At 61.6% G+C, this 15,451-nt stretch carries 15 protein-coding genes and 2 pseudogenes; 8 read left to right on the top strand and 9 right to left on the bottom strand.

The genetic code is table 11. The features are described 5' to 3' along the window. Positions 1–5: 5 nt before the first annotated feature. The 4 genes and pseudogenes from IWX77_RS13080 to IWX77_RS17205 form a co-directional block, all read left to right on the top strand. The gene (locus tag IWX77_RS13080; protein WP_196844958.1) at positions 6–410 is read left to right on the top strand and encodes a transposase; all 405 of its coding nucleotides are present in this window, start codon (positions 6–8) and stop codon (positions 408–410) included. After that, positions 319–1,017, top strand: a complete 699-nt coding sequence (locus IWX77_RS13075) for an IS3 family transposase (protein WP_196844957.1) — start codon at positions 319–321, stop codon at positions 1,015–1,017. Before IWX77_RS13080 ends, IWX77_RS13075 begins: the two co-directional genes overlap by 92 nt. A gap of 257 nt (positions 1,018–1,274) precedes the next feature. Further along, a complete protein-coding gene (locus IWX77_RS13070) occupies positions 1,275–1,565 on the top strand; it encodes a hypothetical protein (protein ID WP_196844956.1) in 291 nt (96 codons plus the stop codon). After that, positions 1,550–1,683 (top strand): annotated as a pseudogene (locus tag IWX77_RS17205) (RluA family pseudouridine synthase); the annotation flags it as partial. The gene IWX77_RS13070 and the pseudogene IWX77_RS17205, both read left to right, overlap by 16 nt. A 62-nt stretch (positions 1,684–1,745) precedes the next feature. Here IWX77_RS17205 and IWX77_RS13065 read toward each other — a convergent pair. The 6 genes and pseudogenes from IWX77_RS13065 to IWX77_RS13040 all read right to left on the bottom strand — a co-directional run bounded on the left by IWX77_RS13065 (position 1,746) and on the right by IWX77_RS13040 (position 7,695). Beyond that, a complete protein-coding gene (locus IWX77_RS13065; RefSeq protein WP_196844955.1) occupies positions 1,746–2,300 on the bottom strand; it encodes a GNAT family N-acetyltransferase in 555 nt (184 codons plus the stop codon). 387 nt (positions 2,301–2,687) lie between these two features. Next, positions 2,688–2,990: pseudogene (locus IWX77_RS17200) on the bottom strand (AAA family ATPase); the annotation flags it as partial. A 127-nt stretch (positions 2,991–3,117) separates the two neighbouring features. Beyond that, positions 3,118–5,778, bottom strand: a complete 2,661-nt coding sequence (locus IWX77_RS13055) for an ABC transporter permease (RefSeq protein WP_196844953.1) — start codon at positions 5,776–5,778, stop codon at positions 3,118–3,120. Between the two features lie 2 nt (positions 5,779–5,780). Continuing rightward, positions 5,781–6,494 (bottom strand): ABC transporter ATP-binding protein, encoded by a 714-nt coding sequence (locus IWX77_RS13050; protein WP_196844952.1) that lies wholly within the window; start codon positions 6,492–6,494, stop codon positions 5,781–5,783. Further along, positions 6,491–7,171, bottom strand: coding sequence for an ABC transporter ATP-binding protein (locus IWX77_RS13045; protein WP_196844951.1), 681 nt, complete (start codon positions 7,169–7,171; stop codon positions 6,491–6,493). The genes IWX77_RS13050 and IWX77_RS13045 overlap by 4 nt, the downstream gene beginning before the upstream one ends. Beyond that, on the bottom strand, positions 7,159–7,695 hold the full coding sequence (locus IWX77_RS13040) for a hypothetical protein (protein WP_196844950.1): 537 nt from the start codon (positions 7,693–7,695) through the stop codon (positions 7,159–7,161). The genes IWX77_RS13045 and IWX77_RS13040 overlap by 13 nt, the downstream gene beginning before the upstream one ends. 372 nt (positions 7,696–8,067) lie before the next feature. Here IWX77_RS13040 and IWX77_RS13035 point away from each other — a divergent pair, with 372 nt between their 5' ends. Then, a complete protein-coding gene (locus IWX77_RS13035; protein ID WP_196844949.1) occupies positions 8,068–8,811 on the top strand; it encodes a response regulator transcription factor in 744 nt (247 codons plus the stop codon). Beyond that, positions 8,811–10,112 (top strand): HAMP domain-containing sensor histidine kinase, encoded by a 1,302-nt coding sequence (locus IWX77_RS13030; protein ID WP_196844948.1) that lies wholly within the window; start codon positions 8,811–8,813, stop codon positions 10,110–10,112. Before IWX77_RS13035 ends, IWX77_RS13030 begins: the two co-directional genes overlap by 1 nt. Positions 10,113–10,296: 184 nt before the next feature. Here the strand turns inward: IWX77_RS13030 and IWX77_RS13025 are convergent, their stop codons facing one another. Together IWX77_RS13025 and IWX77_RS13020 are read right to left on the bottom strand one after the other, a co-directional pair. Beyond that, the gene (locus IWX77_RS13025) at positions 10,297–11,610 is read right to left on the bottom strand and encodes a sensor histidine kinase (protein WP_334353671.1); all 1,314 of its coding nucleotides are present in this window, start codon (positions 11,608–11,610) and stop codon (positions 10,297–10,299) included. 73 nt (positions 11,611–11,683) lie between these two features. Continuing rightward, positions 11,684–12,388 (bottom strand): response regulator transcription factor, encoded by a 705-nt coding sequence (locus IWX77_RS13020; RefSeq protein ID WP_196844946.1) that lies wholly within the window; start codon positions 12,386–12,388, stop codon positions 11,684–11,686. Between the two features lie 246 nt (positions 12,389–12,634). Between IWX77_RS13020 and IWX77_RS13015 the strand changes: the two genes are divergently transcribed. Both IWX77_RS13015 and IWX77_RS13010 read left to right on the top strand, forming a co-directional pair. Further along, complete coding sequence (locus tag IWX77_RS13015; protein WP_196844945.1) at positions 12,635–12,883, top strand: hypothetical protein; 249 nt, start codon at positions 12,635–12,637, stop codon at positions 12,881–12,883. 1,130 nt (positions 12,884–14,013) lie between these two features. Next, positions 14,014–14,307: a hypothetical protein gene (locus IWX77_RS13010; RefSeq protein ID WP_196844944.1), complete on the top strand. Its 294-nt coding sequence runs from the start codon at positions 14,014–14,016 to the stop codon at positions 14,305–14,307. A 674-nt stretch (positions 14,308–14,981) separates the two neighbouring features. On the opposite strand, the gene IWX77_RS13005 is transcribed toward IWX77_RS13010, so the two are convergent. Further along, positions 14,982–15,212 (bottom strand): hypothetical protein, encoded by a 231-nt coding sequence (locus IWX77_RS13005; RefSeq protein ID WP_196844943.1) that lies wholly within the window; start codon positions 15,210–15,212, stop codon positions 14,982–14,984. Positions 15,213–15,451: the final 239 nt, after the last annotated feature.

The following is a 15,451-nucleotide window of genomic DNA, read 5'->3' as shown; positions in this document are numbered from 1 at the left end:
TCACTATGGCAAAGACCCGTCGGGAGTTCACTCCTGAATACAAAGACGAGGCCGTGAAGCTGGTTATCAACACTGGCCGGGCGGTCGCGAATGTGGCCCGTGAGCTCGGAATCAACGAGGCCTCCCTGGGCCGTTGGGTGACCGCGTTCAAGACTCGTAACGACACCGGCGAGACGGCGGTGACGGAGTCCGAGAGGGCCGAGTTGCTGAGGTTACGCAAAGAAAATGCTGACCTGAAACTTGATCGGCCGTTCCTAAAAAAGCGGCCATCTTCTTCGCCCAGGAAGCATCGGATACGAACGGAAAGCGTTCGAACTGATGTTGGCGGAGAAGAACAATTTCACCATCGTCCGCACCGCCCGATTGCTCGAGGTATCGCGTTCGGGCTACTACGCCTGGAACGGCCGTGAGGCCTCGTCGGCCGAACTGCGGCGGGTGCATATCGAGCAGAAAGTCGCCTTCTTCCACGGTGATTCCGATGAGGTTTACGGGTCTCCTCGGGTCCTCGTCGATCTGCGCGCCGATGGGGAGATCGTGTCGCGTAAAACGGTCGCGAAAGTCATGCGGTCACTGGGATTGGTGGGGATCTGCCCGAAGAAGTGGAAGACCACCACGATCATCGACCACGAGGACGCCTACCCGGTCGACGCCGTGAAACGGGAGTGGGACACCGGGGCGCTGAACCAGGTCTGGGTGGGCGACATTACCTATTTGAGGACGTGGGAGGGCTGGGTGTACTTGGCGACCGTCATCGACGCCCACAGCCGCCGCGTGATCGGGTGGGCGATCGCGGACCACACGCGAACGGACCTGATCGAGGACGCCCTCACGATGACGCTCGCATTGCGAGAGGGCCTGCCGTCGCAGGTAATTTTTCACAGCGACCGCGGAACGCAGTATGCGTCAGCTCAGATCACCGCGTTCGCTGCCGCGAACGGCATCACCCGGTCGATGGGATTGACCGGTATTTGCTGGGATTGTGAGACGATCAACGCATCAGACCAGGTCGCGGCTTGACCCGTGTTGGGATTGACCGCCGAGTCTGGACAACCAAGAGCCGTGCGGCTCGCGAGGTCGGCGCGTGGATCGAGGACCGCTATAACCGCCGCCGGCGTCACTCCTCGATCGGGCAAGTCAGCCCCGTGGACTTCGAGATGCAATACTCATCACAGCAGGCAGAAGTTCAACTCGCCGCTCAACCCCTGTCCACGAACCGGGGTCAAGGCCACCGGGAGTGCGCGCCCCGGGTGCCAAGGTGCGGGACGGAAGTGGTTGTGGCGTTGGCATTCTGCTGTGCGGTCCATGGTGCGCCGACCGTTAAGCGGCTGGCCCCGATCATGGGCGAGCTGGTGCCCCGGCTGCGGCGCTTCATAGAGCTGGACATCACCGATGACGCCGCGGCTGAGTTGCTGGCGATGTCGGCTGCCACGATGGACCGCCGGCTGGCCGGCGACCAGGCGAAGATGGCGCTACGGGCCCGCAGCCACACCAAGCCTGGGTCGCTGCTGAAGTCTCAGATCCCGATCCGGACCTGGGCGCAGTGGGACGGGCGCGGCTGGGCCTGACCCGCCTGTGGCTGCACGCGCGGCAATTCTCGTTCGTGCATCCGGCCACTGGCGGGAGCAGGTCACCTTCACCTCCGAGTACCCCGCCGACCTCGCTCACGCGCTCGAGGTGCTGCGCAACGCGCAGCCGTCATCTTCACACGAAGGACGCCTCGCCCCGCTCCGCTCCGAAATGTTCGCTCAGGCCGGTTCGTCTCGACGAGACCTGCGCTGCGCCCACGCCTTGCGATCGAGGCGGTACTGACGGAATCGACTGCCCCCATGGGAGATCTCACCGTCCGGTCTAAAGCCCCATCGCGCGACCACGCGGCCGGGAGTGCGACTGTACGGCAAGGCGATCGTCACCGAGTCGAATCCGAATAAAGAGAAGCCGTAATTTAACGCGATTCGAGCGATGGCCTGCCCCTGCCCCCAGTAGCGGGGATCCAACACGAGCGCGAAGTCCGCGCCGTCACGCTCTGCCTGGAAGCCGCCCCAGCCCGCGAACTCGTCGTCGACCAGGATCGCCCAGGGTCCGAATCCGTTCTGCTGCCACTGCCAGTCTTTATCGGTGACCCACTGCGTCGCGGCCTCGGTCGTGAATGGCTCGCGTGCCAGTGGCATATGCCGCGCGTTACGAGGCTCGCTGAGCAGGGCGGTCACGGCATCGATGCCGACCTCCGGGAGACGCGCCAACGTGATCGAATGGTCTGCCACAGGAGTAACGGTAGCGGGAACGCCCTTCACGCTGCGCACGGCCCACCTCGATTCGCCAGGACACCCTGAACCACTGTCCTCAGCGAGATCGCCGCCTCCTGCACGAATGAGCGCCAGCCGTTCTGGGCACTACGCGATGGGCAGACGCTCGTCATCCGCGGCGAGGAGCTGATCTTCGTCTGACGCAGGAATCGCGAGCCCGAAACTACTGCCGAATGCCGTGGAAACGCGGCCCTCTCCGCCATCTCGGGCGGGAACCTGCAGTTCGACAGCCGCAACCCTCGAGTGCGCGAAGGGGATACATTGTCTGATGAGAACCCCACAGTCCGGTTGACGGCGTACGGACCGCTGCGGGAGTGGCTTCACGTGAGCGAGCCGGTACCAGGAAGTGTGCTGCTGACCGCGCACAACGAGTTCGAAAACAACGGAGATTTTCAGGACGCGTTCTATTTGGAGGAAGAGTCGTTTGAGGGGGCGGAAGTTGCCGCGGGTGATGCGCTCGACGGAGGCGAACGCTTGGGCGTCGGTGAAATCGTTGAGATCGAGCGTTTTGCCGAGTTTATGCCAGTGGCGTTCGAGAACAAATTGCCGTGCATCGTGTCCGAGGCGCCGGTATTGGTGGGCGAAGCCGAGCCTGCTGTAGAGCTGTGGGTAGTGGCTGAATTGTTTCTCGAACCCGGGCATGCTAATCAGGATGAACGCGATGTCGGTGCGGTCGAAGCGGTCCCGACTCATCAGCGCAGACGTAAGTTCAAAACGCCGATTAACCCGTGTCCACGAACCGGGGTCAAGGCCTGACCGGAGCATTCTCTACGTCGTTATGCACGGCCGCCATGAGTCGGTAACTGACTCGAGGTCATAGCTCACGCAGGTATTCGATCGTCGGCTTGCTTGTTCGTCGGATCGATAGCATTGCCGCCGTTTCGATGGCGCCGAGAGCAATGACAGCGGTTGCGGCGAGGTAGCCCCACGGGATGGCGAGAGCGGCTGGCGGCGGATCGAAGACTCCCGTTAGCACCGAAACGAGCATCTGCGAGAGCAGCCAGCCCACGACAATGCCGGCTACTACGCCGCCCACCGCCGTGGATGCGGCTTCGGAGAGAACGAGGGCACGCAACTGCTTCCGACTGGCGCCGAGCGCGGTTGCAATTGCGAATGAGCGCCGCCGCTCGGCGAGGCCGAGCGCGAACACGAGGCCGCCTGCTGCCGTAGCCAAAATGAGGGCGAAAATGAGCTCGACCCTGGTGAGTCCGGCGAGGTCGACGGAGGTCAGGCTCGACCCTACCGATGACCGTGCCTCCCCGATAGCTGTCACGGTCGCCGTGGTACCGAGACTGTCGCGCAAGGCGGTCGCAACCGCCTCAGTGTGCGAACCACCGGTGCTGACGAGAAAGGAGCCAACCGCGTTGTCGGCAGTGCTCTGGGCCACGTAGGCGGCATTGGCGATGAAAAAGCTGTCTTTGGGGGCCGTCGGAAACTCCTTCGCAATGCCCACATAGTGAAACGGAACGGTGACGAGTTGGTGGGTCTGACCACTGCTCAGGCGCAGATTAATCAGGTCGCCTTGGCTTAACTGGAAGTCTTTCACCGTCTCGTCGCTGACGAGGATGGCGTCGGGCTGAGTGGCGAGCCTGCCCATCAGCTCCGTCGCCGTTCCGCCCTGAAAGTAAGCGTCCTGGAGCGAGGTGGCTCGCGTAATGGTGTCGGCGTTCACCCCGAAGAGGTCCTGCAGGTCGCTCCCGACGTAGGCGAAGCGGTGCTGCAGTGGCTCGACGGCGACAACCCCCGCGATCTGGGAGATCCCGCTCGCAGCGTTAGGTGCGACGGATGAGCCCGGCGGTTCGGTGACCGTCACATCGGCTCCGTTCGTTAGCTGCGCGTCCACCTCCGCCTGCTGCTGGTAGGTGGCATTGAAAATCGAGGTGGAGCCTGCAAAGGCCAACGCCAGCGCGAGCACAACCGTGGACCGGGCCAAAACACTGCGCTGCCTCGACATGGATGCAGCGGCGACACCGGATAGATTTCCGCTGATCGGGCGTAAGAGCCGGGTAATGGCGGGCCTGCCTCGCCCAAGGACCACATCGGTGAGGCGCCAGATAAGCAGGCCAGCTCCGATCCAGAACAGCCCCGGCCCAAAAAAAGCCCAATAGTTGACCTGGATCGAGGCGACTCCCTCCGGCGCCAGCACCAGGGAATACCCGTCGCGGGTGGTAATGAAAACGACGACGGCCGCCACGATCAGAAGAACAACGTCAATGTACGCACGCTCCCACCACGGCCGACGTGCGGTGAGAACCTGTGCGCGAGCGTCGCTCACGGTCAGCGTGCGAAAGTCACGCAACGCCGGGATCAGAATCGCCCCCAAGGAGATGAACAGTCCGACAAGAAAGGCGGCCAGTGGCCACAGCACGGCCGTCTGCAGCCCGTTCCCAAACCCAACGATGCCAAAGGCGAAGAAGCCAACCATCACGGCAACTCCGAGTCCGATGAGGCCACCGATGACGCCGACGACAAGTGCCTCAACGGTGACGAAACGCGCAATGAGCCGCGCACTGGCGCCGCGGGTTCGAAGGAGCGCCTGGTCGCGGCGGCGCCGTTCGGCACCGGCGTTGGCGACGGCCACGGTGAGGATGCCGCAGAGCACCGCGCCGGGGAGCCCGAGGAATAGAAAAAGCAGGGTCGCGTAGCTGGAGTCGCCGCGTGCCGCATCGAGGGCTGCGCCGAGGTTGTCCCCGACCTGCCCTGCTCCGGCAAGCTGCGCCTCGAGGTTGTGGGCAGCGGCCGTTTCCGCTACGAAGGCCACCGCGGGGTCTTCCGGCAGGGCACTGGCGCGGGAGACGTGAACCTGCGTGCTCAGTAGATCCGGTCGGGCCGTAGACAGGGCCGCTCTGACCGCGGTGAAGCCTGCCGGCGGTAGGAGGAGTACGTTGTCTGGCGGGGCATTCGGCTGGGATTGGGCGGGAGCTCCGACGGTCTGAAACAACGAGTTCGCTTGCGGCAGATCAACGACTCCGTCAATCGTCACGTCAATAGCCCGGGCGCCGTCGAGCCCGATGCTCACGGTGTCGCCGGGGGCGACGTGGAGATTTGCCGCCGTTTGTTGGGCGACCAGAACGCCCTCGTGTGAACCCGCGAGGTATCGAATCTCCCCGGGGAATGCGGCGGCGTACCCGTCGGGCAGTCCGAGAACGACGCCCTGGCCCGTCGTCTGGGTTGAGCCGTTCGTCGTGGCCACGAATCCGCTCGAGTGTGCGAAACCCACCGGAAGCGCCTTCGTCACTCCCGGTGCGGCCCTGACCTTGTCGATCAGGGCCGCGACATCACTTCCGGGAGCAATCTGCACCTGCCAATCGACCGCGACGCCCGAGGCGGCTCGCTGCGTCATGCTCGATTGGGCGGCGACCAGGAAAGATCCCAGACTGGCCAACAGTGCGACGGCGATGGCGACACCCGTCACGGTAGCGGCGAGTACGCCCGTGCGACGGGTCAGCAGACCGTGCAACCAGATCCAACTCATGATCATGTTCCATTCGTCTGCCTTGATGCCGTCGAGGGTGCCGTCTGTGTGGTTCGGTCACCCGTCATGGAGAGGCGCCCGTCGTGCATTTGCCACTGGGTGCCTAAGCGGCGCGCGATAGCGGGATCGTGCGTGCTGACCAGTAATGTCGCGTCGAGGCGGTCGGCAGCGAGCATCAGTACGTCGATGACGTGGTAACCCGTTTCGTGATCAAGCTGCCCGGTCGGCTCGTCCGCGAGAATCAGTGTGGGTTGTGTACACAGAACGCGCGCAATGGCGACCCGCTGGGCCTGGCCACCGGAGAGTTCGTCCGGCAGCTTCTGAGACATCCAGTCAAGGTCCAGTTCTCCCAGCGCATCCCGGGCCAACCGACGTGCCGCAGAGTCAGAAACCCCATCGAGAACAAGCGGAAGGGCCACGTTCTCCACGACGTTGAGGGCGGGAATGAGGCTGGGACCTTGAAAAATGACACCGATAGCCCCGGGCTTGCCACTGGGGTGGCCGTCAAGACTCGGCCAGGTCAGCTCGCCGGTGGTTACCCGTTCCAGCCCAGCCATCATGTGCAGCAGCGTCGATTTCCCCGACCCCGACGGTCCGGTGAGGGCGATGCGGGCCCCTCCGGGAACCACGCAACTCACGCTGTGCACGGCCACGACGGCCCGCGGCCCGGCCCCGTAGGTGTGACCAACGTCCTTGCAGCGGATGATATCGGTCATGATCCCACTTGGCCGTCGTTCAGGGCGATGACTCGATCGGCGCGGGCGACGACGTCGGGGCTGTGGGTGACCACCAGCACCGCGCATCCGCGGTCGGCGTGACTGCGAAGAAGATCGAGGAGGCGCCTCTCCGTGCCGCCATCGAGTTCGCCGGTCGGCTCATCGGCCAGGAGCACAGCCGGGTTGTTCGCGAGCGCCACGGCAAGTCCGGCTCTGGCTGCTTCGCCGCCGGACAACTGAGACGGCTTAGCCGCTGCGCGATTTGCGAGTCCCACCCGTTCGAGGATCTCCTGCGGCGAGGGGACGTCAGATTTTATTATTCGCTGGGCGAGCTCGATATTCTCCGTGATGCTGAGGTGACCGAGCAGGTTGTTCGTTTGAAACAACACGCCGATGTGGTGGGCGCGCAGTGCGGCGCGCTCGGATTCCGGGCGATGGCTCAGGCGCAGGCCTGTCACGTAGACAGATCCGCCGGCTGGCTCGTCCAGCCCCGCCAGGCAAGCCAACAGCGTTGACTTTCCGGACCCCGACGGTCCGGTCACGGCGAGTATCTCGCCAGCCGAAACGGCGAGAGACACGCCTCGTAGGGCGAGGGTCTCTTCTTCTCCCGCTCGGAAGAACCGGTACAGGTCCCGAGCTTCAATGGGGGGCGCCTCCCGCGGTATCACGGCAGCCATGTAAAGGACTTCGTGACAATATTCCAGGGGTCGACATTGTCAGATCCCTGTGAAGAATTAAGCGTCAGCGCCACCTGCTGGCCGTTCTTCCAGAACAGATACAGCTCCACCTCCTCGCGCACAACCGTTCCCGTGACTGCGTTCGCCGCAGAATCATCGAGAAAGGTGACGAGGACTCCGTCGCCGCCGGGCCGGGTGAACGTGCTCACGTCGGTGAGCTGAAATTTCTGTCGAGTTGACTCAAGCGTGGGCACAAGTGACTGCTTGACCGTGTCAACGGTTGGTGCGTCCGCAGTCTTCGACTGTTCCACCGTGATCAAGTTGAGCTTGTCGGTGAACGTCATCGACGACGCACCGGCTGATGTGCGCGCCCATCCCTCAGGGACCGTGAGCTTATACAAGCCCGAATCAGCCGTGACCGCGACAAAAGCCTGGGTGTCGGGAATGTCCCCGGCGGGGCTGACCTCGGTGACCTGCGGAGCAGCTGGAGCACCCCCGCCCGAGGTCGACGATGAGGTTGTCAATGGATTCGGCTGGGAACACGCGGATAACCCTGTGATCAGTCCCAACGCGACAACGGCGACCAGCCCGACCGATCGACAACGAGTGCTCGTACGGATTCTCAGCATGAGTGCCTCCTCGATGTCATATGCATACAAGCCAAGATAAAGAGGTCCCGGCCAGCGCGAGTGGCCGGGAAGGCAAGCGGACGGCAAAATCTGCCTCCGAAACTAACTGCTTCCTGCTGTGGAGTTGCGCCGCAGGTCGGCCGTGTCCGCCCACCGCGAGAACCCTGATGAACCGAATCCTGTGCTCTGTGCTGGTCAACTAGACAATGACGATTGGCTTTCGTCGCCGGTCAGGCCGTGTGCTCGACACGCGGCTAAGCTCCGGGTATGCCCCACGTGCTAATCATCGAGGACGACGACGTGATCGGGATGACCCTCGAATCCTCCTTGCGCGCCAGTGGGTTTTCGGCCGAACGCCGACAGAACGGCGCGTCTGGTCTGGCGGCGGCCTCACGCGTCGCTCCCGACCTCGTTCTTCTCGACCTCGGTCTGCCAGATATCGACGGGTTCACCGTGTGCCGGGAGTTGCGGATGCTGCATCCATCCCTGGTGATCGTGCTGCTCACCGCGCGACATGACCAGTTGGACATCGTGTCTGGCCTGGAGTCTGGTGCCGATGACTACCTCACGAAGCCATTCAGCATTGTGGTGCTTCTCGCCCGCGTTCGTGCGCACCTGCGGCGCGCGGCCGGTGCGTCCCCGACAGATCTGACCAGCATCGACGATCATTTTGTACTCGGCTCGCTGAGAATACACATCGCAGCACGGCGAGTGCTGGTGGGTGGAGTCGAGGTACCACTGCGCGCCCGGGAGTTCGATCTGCTTGCGCGTTTTGCGCAGGGCGTCGGTCTGGCGATTCGGCGGGAAGACCTCATGAACGACGTGTGGGATAGCAACTGGTTCGGATCGACCAAGACGCTTGATGTGCACGTAGCGGCGCTGCGTCGACAGCTGCGGGTCGTGGCCGAGCGTGCCGGCCCGGACACACTCGCCAACCTGCCGGAAATATCGACCCTGCGCGGGTTCGGCTACCGGTTGGACGCGGTTTCCCAGCCAGAAGAGGAGAACTGATGACGCGGAGAATAATGGCTATTGCGTTGATCAGTTCGCTGATCGCTTTCGCACTCTTTCTCGTGCCGTTGGCCATTGTCGTGTACAACCTATTTTTAGCGGATGCGCACGCCTCACTCGAACGGAACGCCCTCCACGCGGCCGTGGTCGTTGATCCGACGTTCTCAAAGGCGGATCGGACCGAGCTGCCCACACCAGCATCCGGTCAGCAATTGGGTCTGTACGACCGTGCGGGAATGCTCTCTTTGGGAACCGGGCCGAGCGCAGCCGACGAAGGCGTGCGCGACGCGCTTGACGGTAGGTTTACCGAAACGAACACCGACGGCTGGCTCGTCGCGGTCGTGCCCATCAGTTCAGCCGAGGTCGTCACCGGGGCCGTGCGGTCAGCGATGCCGATTGAACAGGTCTGGGCCCGCACCCGGCTGGTCTGGCTCATTCTGCTGGGCACCGCCGGAATCGCACTGGCTGGGGGAATCCTAGTGGCCCGTTCCCTGGCCCGGCGCATCACCCGGCCGATGGAGAAATTGACCCTCGCCTCGCATCTACTGGGTGAAGGTAACTTCGATGTGCGGACATTCCCGACCGGACTACCCGAGATCGACCGCGCTGGCGCTGCACTGAATCTAACAGCTGTGCGCCTGGGCGAGCTTGTGCGAAGGGAGCGAGAACTCGCATCCAATGCATCACACCAGTTGCGAACACCATTGACCGGATTGCGGATGGTGTTGGAGACCGGACTCGCAACGCCGCACGCCGATGCTCGAGCAGTGCTTGCGCAGGCCATTGAACGAGCCGACCAGCTCGAACTCACGATTGACGAACTAATCACCCTCAACCGCGGTGAGTCAAACGCTGCGCCCGTCGACGCGAGCGAGCAGCTCGATAACGCTGCGCGACGCTGGAAGGGCCCGCTGGCAGCTGCCGGACGACCATTGCGCGTCGAAACCGAGCGAGAGTTGCCTCGCCCGATCGTTGATGCGGCCGCGCTTCAGCAAATCCTGGGCATTCTCATTGAGAACGCCCTGCGTCATGGCGCGGGTGCGGTGACCCTGCGGGCGAGAGCCGCCCACGGGGTGCTGGCAATCGATGTCGAGGATGAAGGTTCGCATCTGGTTTCCGGCGACGAAATCTTCCTAACTCGGCATTCCGCGGACGGCGGGAGCGGGCTCGGCCTTACCCTCGCCCGCCAACTCGCCGGAGACCAGGGCGGGCGCCTGTTTGTATCGGCCAGAAAGCCCCATACACGATTCACGCTACTGCTCAACGTCGACGATCCCGACGGTCCCTTTTCCGTCGCATAACTACAGCCGTTCGCCGCCACCGGGCAGCGCTTCAGCCGCTCACAAGTGGCCGCCAAGGTCTTGCCCCACCCGCCAAATGGCCACGTGCCTCGGGCCCATGACTTTTTAATCAGTCAGGCGCAATCGCTACCGACTCCATGTGATTTAGTCCACTACGCGACACGCCAGTAAGGGAGCCCACTCGTCAGGGGTGCGATGGACCGCCCTCGGGTGCGAGCGGAAGGCAGACGAGAAATACCGAACCAGCGTGATCGTCTGACCGGTCTCTAATAGTGATGGTGCCCTGATGGTCCCGCACGATTTGCCGCACGATGGACAAACCCACCCCGGCGCCGCCGCCGCGAGCCGTGCGACTGCGAGCATCATCCAGTCGTGTGAAACGTTCGAAGACTCTGTCCCGGTCCTGCGGTTGGATGCCTGCGCCATCATCCGTGACATATATTTTAGCCCAATTTTCTCTCGTAGTCAGGCGAATTGAGACCTGCGAGTGGGCATGGTGACGGGCGTTATCTCCGAGGTTACGCAGCAGCCTGGCCAAATCACGCTCAGACCCCACCACCCGCGCCGCACGAATTCCGTCAAGTTCAACGGCGGGCCCGCCCAGCTCGCGCAGGCGACGCAACTCCGACAAGACAAGATCATCCAAATCGACTAGCCTCGTGGGGCCTCGCGGAGCGCCCTCTGCGCCGCGCGCGAGAAAGAGTAAGTCGTCAATCAAAGCAGCCATCCTTGCGACCTGACCTTCAACGTTTGCCAGAACCAGTGCCGAACCCGGGTCTTCGGGGTGCGCGATTGCCACCTCCACCTGCACCTGCAGCGCTGCCAAGGGACTGCGGAGCTCATGTGAGGCATCTCCCACAAACTGACGCTGCCGTAGCGAGGCTGTCTCCAGTCGCTCGAGCATGTCGTTCATCGTTACCGCCAAGCTCGCGATCTCATCGGACGTGTCTGGTACGGGTACGCGTTGGGACAGATCTTCCCCGCCGATACTCGAAGCCCGGCGGCGGATGGCGTCAACGGGACGAATTACCTGACCCACAGCGCGCCACAGCGCCCACACAACAACGATGAGAACAAGTGGAAGTCCGATACCGAACAGGGACGCCAGATTCACGACGGCCGAAACAACCTGGTTGGTTGACGTGGCAACATAGATCCAGCCGCTCCCGGTTGGCAGTCGCACCGGCAGAGCAATCACACGAAAAGGACCATCACCCGCCGGCAGCCGGTCCACATTGAACACCCTGGTCACTCGCTCAGCAGGGGCAACCAGCATCGGCCCTTCGCCGTCAATATCACTGGTAGCCGCGACAACCCTATTCGAAGAGTCGACGACCTGAACTAACGTGTTCTGGGAACCGGTGTTCGTCACGGTGCTGCCCAGATTGCCGCCAACCGCGCGTGAGGCAACCACCTGTGCACGCTCGCTGGCGACGGTATCGAGGCTGGCGATCAAGGATTGCTGCAGCAGCAGGACAAGAGCGAAGCCGCCCGCCAACAGTGTGAGGGCCACAACCGATGATGCGGTGAGGGTCACCCGAAATCGGATCCCGGAATGCCACCGCTTCGTCTTATTCCCTATGCGTGGCATCGGATTCCTTCTCTGCCGGCTCCATGAGCCGGTAACCGGTCCCGCGCACCGTGTCGATGAGTCCCTTCGTGCGGCCGTCGTCAAGTTTGCGACGCAGATACCCGATGTAAACCTCAATAACGTTCGAGTCAATATCCAGCTCCGAATCCCAAACATGCTCGGCGATAATATTACGACTCACCACCTGACCTTTTCGGCGGATCATGAACTCGGCAAGTGAGAATTCGCGGGCGGTGAGCGTTACCTCTTCTTCCCCACGCCAGCACCGCCGGGCCGCCGGATCCAGACGGATGCTGCCTGCCGTCAGCACGGGTTCACGCTCAATGGGCGCGCGCCTCAACAGCGCTCGCAGGCGAGCTAGCAAAACGACAAAAGAGAACGGTTTCGACAAGAAGTCATCCGCTCCCAAGTCCAAGGCATCCGCTTCGTCGTATTCGCCGTCCTTTGCGGTCAGCATTAGGATCGGCACCGTCGCACCGCGCGAGCGCAACCTGCGGCATACGTCGTAGCCCGATAATCCGGGGAGCATGATGTCGAGGATAATGACGTCGAATTCGTTCTCTTCTGCCATCCAGAGCCCGTCAATACCGTTCATCGCGGCTTCGGTAACAAAGCCCTCTGCCGCCAATCCCGTCTGCAAAGCTTTCACTATAGAGGCTTCGTCTTCGACGATAAGTATCTTCATCTGCTTTCCTCACCCATCAAAACGCGAATGCGCGCATTCGACCCTTTAGCATCCCATGCTCAGGTAAGCGGACGCTAAGCCTTGCCCAGGACCGCTTCGTGCTCGGCGCCCCGCTTGATGGCCTGCGGCACGGACGCCTCCTCCGCACGAGCACAGCCTCCTGCCAGCCGGCCTTACCGGCCTCTTACCCCGACCTGCGAAAGTCACAATCGTTCACCCACACAAACGCACAACAAGGAGACCCACATGAACAAGAAAAAAATCGCCGCCGCCGGAGTCATCGTTCTCGCCTTGGCAGGAATCGGTAGCGGCGCCGCATTGGCAGCTACCCCCGGGACGCCGGCCCCCGTTACCGCAGTGACCGACACGACAACGCCCGGTACCACTGAGGCGCCCGACACCGAGTCATCCACACCAGACGACGGAAACGACGGTGGCCATGCTGACGCCGAAGGCGTCGACGCCAACCACGAAGGTGGAGCTGACGAGAAATAACCCCAAGGACGGCCATGGTCGGCGGCTTCACCCTACGGCCATGGCCAATCAGTTTCTCAGCCTCCGCAGGGACTAGAGCAACCAGCAGAATAATCGCTGGCTCAGCTTCGGCAGATTTAATGCTTCAGCAATGAAATACGACTCACAGAAGTACGTCGACTTCATCGTGTGACTCGGCGCAAAGTGCGTCCGATACGAGATGTTTTTGAGCTCCCGGGTCGGTCCCCTTCCCAGAGAACAGCCAAGACGCGGTCGCCGGTCCACTCTGATGTCAGGTGGGCGTTCTCACCGAGATTCTCGGCGAGACGCCCGTGGTGAGGTCGCGCTAGAGCACCACCCCCGAAGATCGTTCATCGTCCATGACCCGGAGGAGTTCGAGGTCAATCTAACTCCGCCGAGCTGGATCATGCATCTTTGTCCATGTGGGCCCGTTGAAGTCCGGATTTTTGAATAAACGTCCAATAAAAGTCCAATAAAAGTCCAATGTATCAAGTCTCGAGCTCATGCGAAGAATAGAAAACGCTGATCAAGTCTCTTTTTGGGCGCGAGTGTGTCGATTTGAACCCGAATCGCACCGCCCCAAAATCACTTCCCCGCGGCCGAAAACCGCGAAACAGGTTCGTAATTCCGGGCCTCGCCCTGGACCGATCCTCGCGATTAGAGCAATAAACAATGTATAAACAATGGATGTATCAAGTCTTGGCCTTTGGTCAAGACAAGAAACCCCGATCAGATCAATTTTACAGTAGGGCGGGTGGGACTTGAACCCACGACCGACGGATTGAAGCGGGCCCTATCCGTTCCATGACCCTATCTGTCGAAACCTCAACGGATGGAGATCGATCTCGGTCTGACCAGGAGTTCCTTGCAAGATCATTTCCCGGACCATCACAAGACTTAGCCCCGTCTAGGCCGTTCTCGATTCAATATACGGTGAATAAACGTGCGTGCATCAAATCTCATGCTGGGAGTAATTGTCAGCGCTCTAACCGTACGAAGGCAACGCCTCCATCCTGCCCAATCCGGAGTGGTCCAGCTAGGGAAAGAGCCGATCACCGCAGATTCCCAGCTGACGCACGGGTCCTGAGCGGAGCCTAGTGTGGCCGTCTGTTCCATTCGATGCTGCCCTCATGCGCTGGATTCGCAAACTCACCCCGCTGTACCGGATGATGCTCGGTGCGCTATTCCTGGGTTTGGTAGCCCTCGTAACGGACACGGTGTTTGATTGGGCACCGAATTGGTTGATACTCGCCTTCTACGCCATCCTTTTCACGTCTAACGTCTACACGTTTCGAATGCTGTGGAAGCAGACGGATCACCCGGCATTCCACGGCGACAAAATGAGCTTAACGAAGGTCTCGAGCGCACCGTCGAACACTGAACACCCGGGGGCCGAAGAGGAAGCCCATCGCCGCCTCGGGTGAGACCAATGTGGCTTTGTGAGCGGAGGCGGAGCCGCGGGGCTGTCCCGACCGGGCGTATCGTCGACACCCGTCCGAACGATTGTTGGCGTCGTCGGCAGCAGTAGAAATGGTTACATTCCTGGCCTGGTAGCTTTCCGCAACCCAGGCACGCGAGGCGCTCAGGTTGCGAGACGCGTTCAATACGGTCATTGTGTTTGTCAGGCGGTGTGCTCTCGGCGAGGTCACTGACGCGCGCATGTTTGTCTTGCATCTTTTTTACCGCGGCTTATTTGGTTCGCTTTCGGGTCGGCCAGTGGCGAGATCTACAGAATTCTGGAGCCCTCGGCGTGGGCCGCGTAGGCCCCGACCACCCGCGATACCGAGAGGGACCGCTGCGGCAAAAACGATCACTCCCACAATGCGGAAAACGAAGTCCTCTGTGAATAGGACTACAATAAGTGCGGCGATTAAGAACGCCGCGGCGACAACCAGCAAGAAAATGGATCGTTGGACTTTGCTCATGCGGCTGACACTACCGACTTCCAGCGCGCTGTCGCTTGTTAACGCCGGTCCAAAACAGGGCCAATAGAACTGGCCCTATTTTCAACCGGCGTTAACAGTCGCTTTGCCAGCGCGCTTCGGTGCTGCTGGCCAGAGCTGCGTTCTCGCTATCCCTGGGTTACGGGGGATTTTGGCTACGGAATAGTCTCATCGAGATTGCCCTTACCTTCGCGTTTATTCCACCGAAAAAGTAGAACAATGAAGATTCCGTCGAAGACGATCATCGGGAGAAGCATCCATATGGCCCAAGGATTCCCGAGAGTAAGCAAAACAATTCCTACGACCATAATTATGGGTGCAGAAACGACGCCACCCACGATGAAACCGCGCTCCAGCTGTCTCATCTGGTCATCGCTTTCGGACATGTTCAGCTCCATGGTCACCAGCAGTCTGACATCGTGTTTCATTATGGGCCAGTGCCTCGAAGGCCGTGCACCCTGCCCCTTGCCGATCGATCTGACTGATGAATCGCAACAATAATCCGTGACTTTAGAGCATGGTCACTTGGCGCTGCCCTGATGGTGGGAGCAAGTGCACGAAGCCGCTGTGGTCGTGAACGCGCGGCCTCGGCTGGGCGACGACCACTCCCCGCGAAGGTAAGACT

Origin of the sequence: Cryobacterium sp. CAN_C2 (genome assembly GCF_015751745.1) — a bacterium.
GTDB lineage: Bacteria > Actinomycetota > Actinomycetes > Actinomycetales > Microbacteriaceae > Cryobacterium.
This window is presented reverse-complemented; position numbering and strand designations above follow the sequence as displayed.

Excerpts from the sequence above, each read along its gene's own strand:
- IWX77_RS13080 (WP_196844958.1), top strand. The coding sequence starts at position 6 with ATGGCAAAGACCCGTCGGGAGTTCACTCCTGAATACAAAGACGAGGCC.
- IWX77_RS13030 (WP_196844948.1), top strand. The coding sequence starts at position 8,811 with ATGACGCGGAGAATAATGGCTATTGCGTTGATCAGTTCGCTGATCGCT.
- IWX77_RS13045 (WP_196844951.1), bottom strand. The coding sequence starts at position 7,171 with ATGGCTGCCGTGATACCGCGGGAGGCGCCCCCCATTGAAGCTCGGGAC.
- IWX77_RS13050 (WP_196844952.1), bottom strand. The coding sequence starts at position 6,494 with ATGACCGATATCATCCGCTGCAAGGACGTTGGTCACACCTACGGGGCC.
- IWX77_RS13035 (WP_196844949.1), top strand. The coding sequence starts at position 8,068 with ATGCCCCACGTGCTAATCATCGAGGACGACGACGTGATCGGGATGACC.
- IWX77_RS13010 (WP_196844944.1), top strand. The coding sequence starts at position 14,014 with ATGCGCTGGATTCGCAAACTCACCCCGCTGTACCGGATGATGCTCGGT.
- IWX77_RS13020 (WP_196844946.1), bottom strand. The coding sequence starts at position 12,388 with ATGAAGATACTTATCGTCGAAGACGAAGCCTCTATAGTGAAAGCTTTG.
- IWX77_RS13015 (WP_196844945.1), top strand. The coding sequence starts at position 12,635 with ATGAACAAGAAAAAAATCGCCGCCGCCGGAGTCATCGTTCTCGCCTTG.
- IWX77_RS13055 (WP_196844953.1), bottom strand. The coding sequence starts at position 5,778 with ATGAGTTGGATCTGGTTGCACGGTCTGCTGACCCGTCGCACGGGCGTA.
- IWX77_RS13075 (WP_196844957.1), top strand. The coding sequence starts at position 319 with ATGTTGGCGGAGAAGAACAATTTCACCATCGTCCGCACCGCCCGATTG.
- IWX77_RS13005 (WP_196844943.1), bottom strand. The coding sequence starts at position 15,212 with ATGTCCGAAAGCGATGACCAGATGAGACAGCTGGAGCGCGGTTTCATC.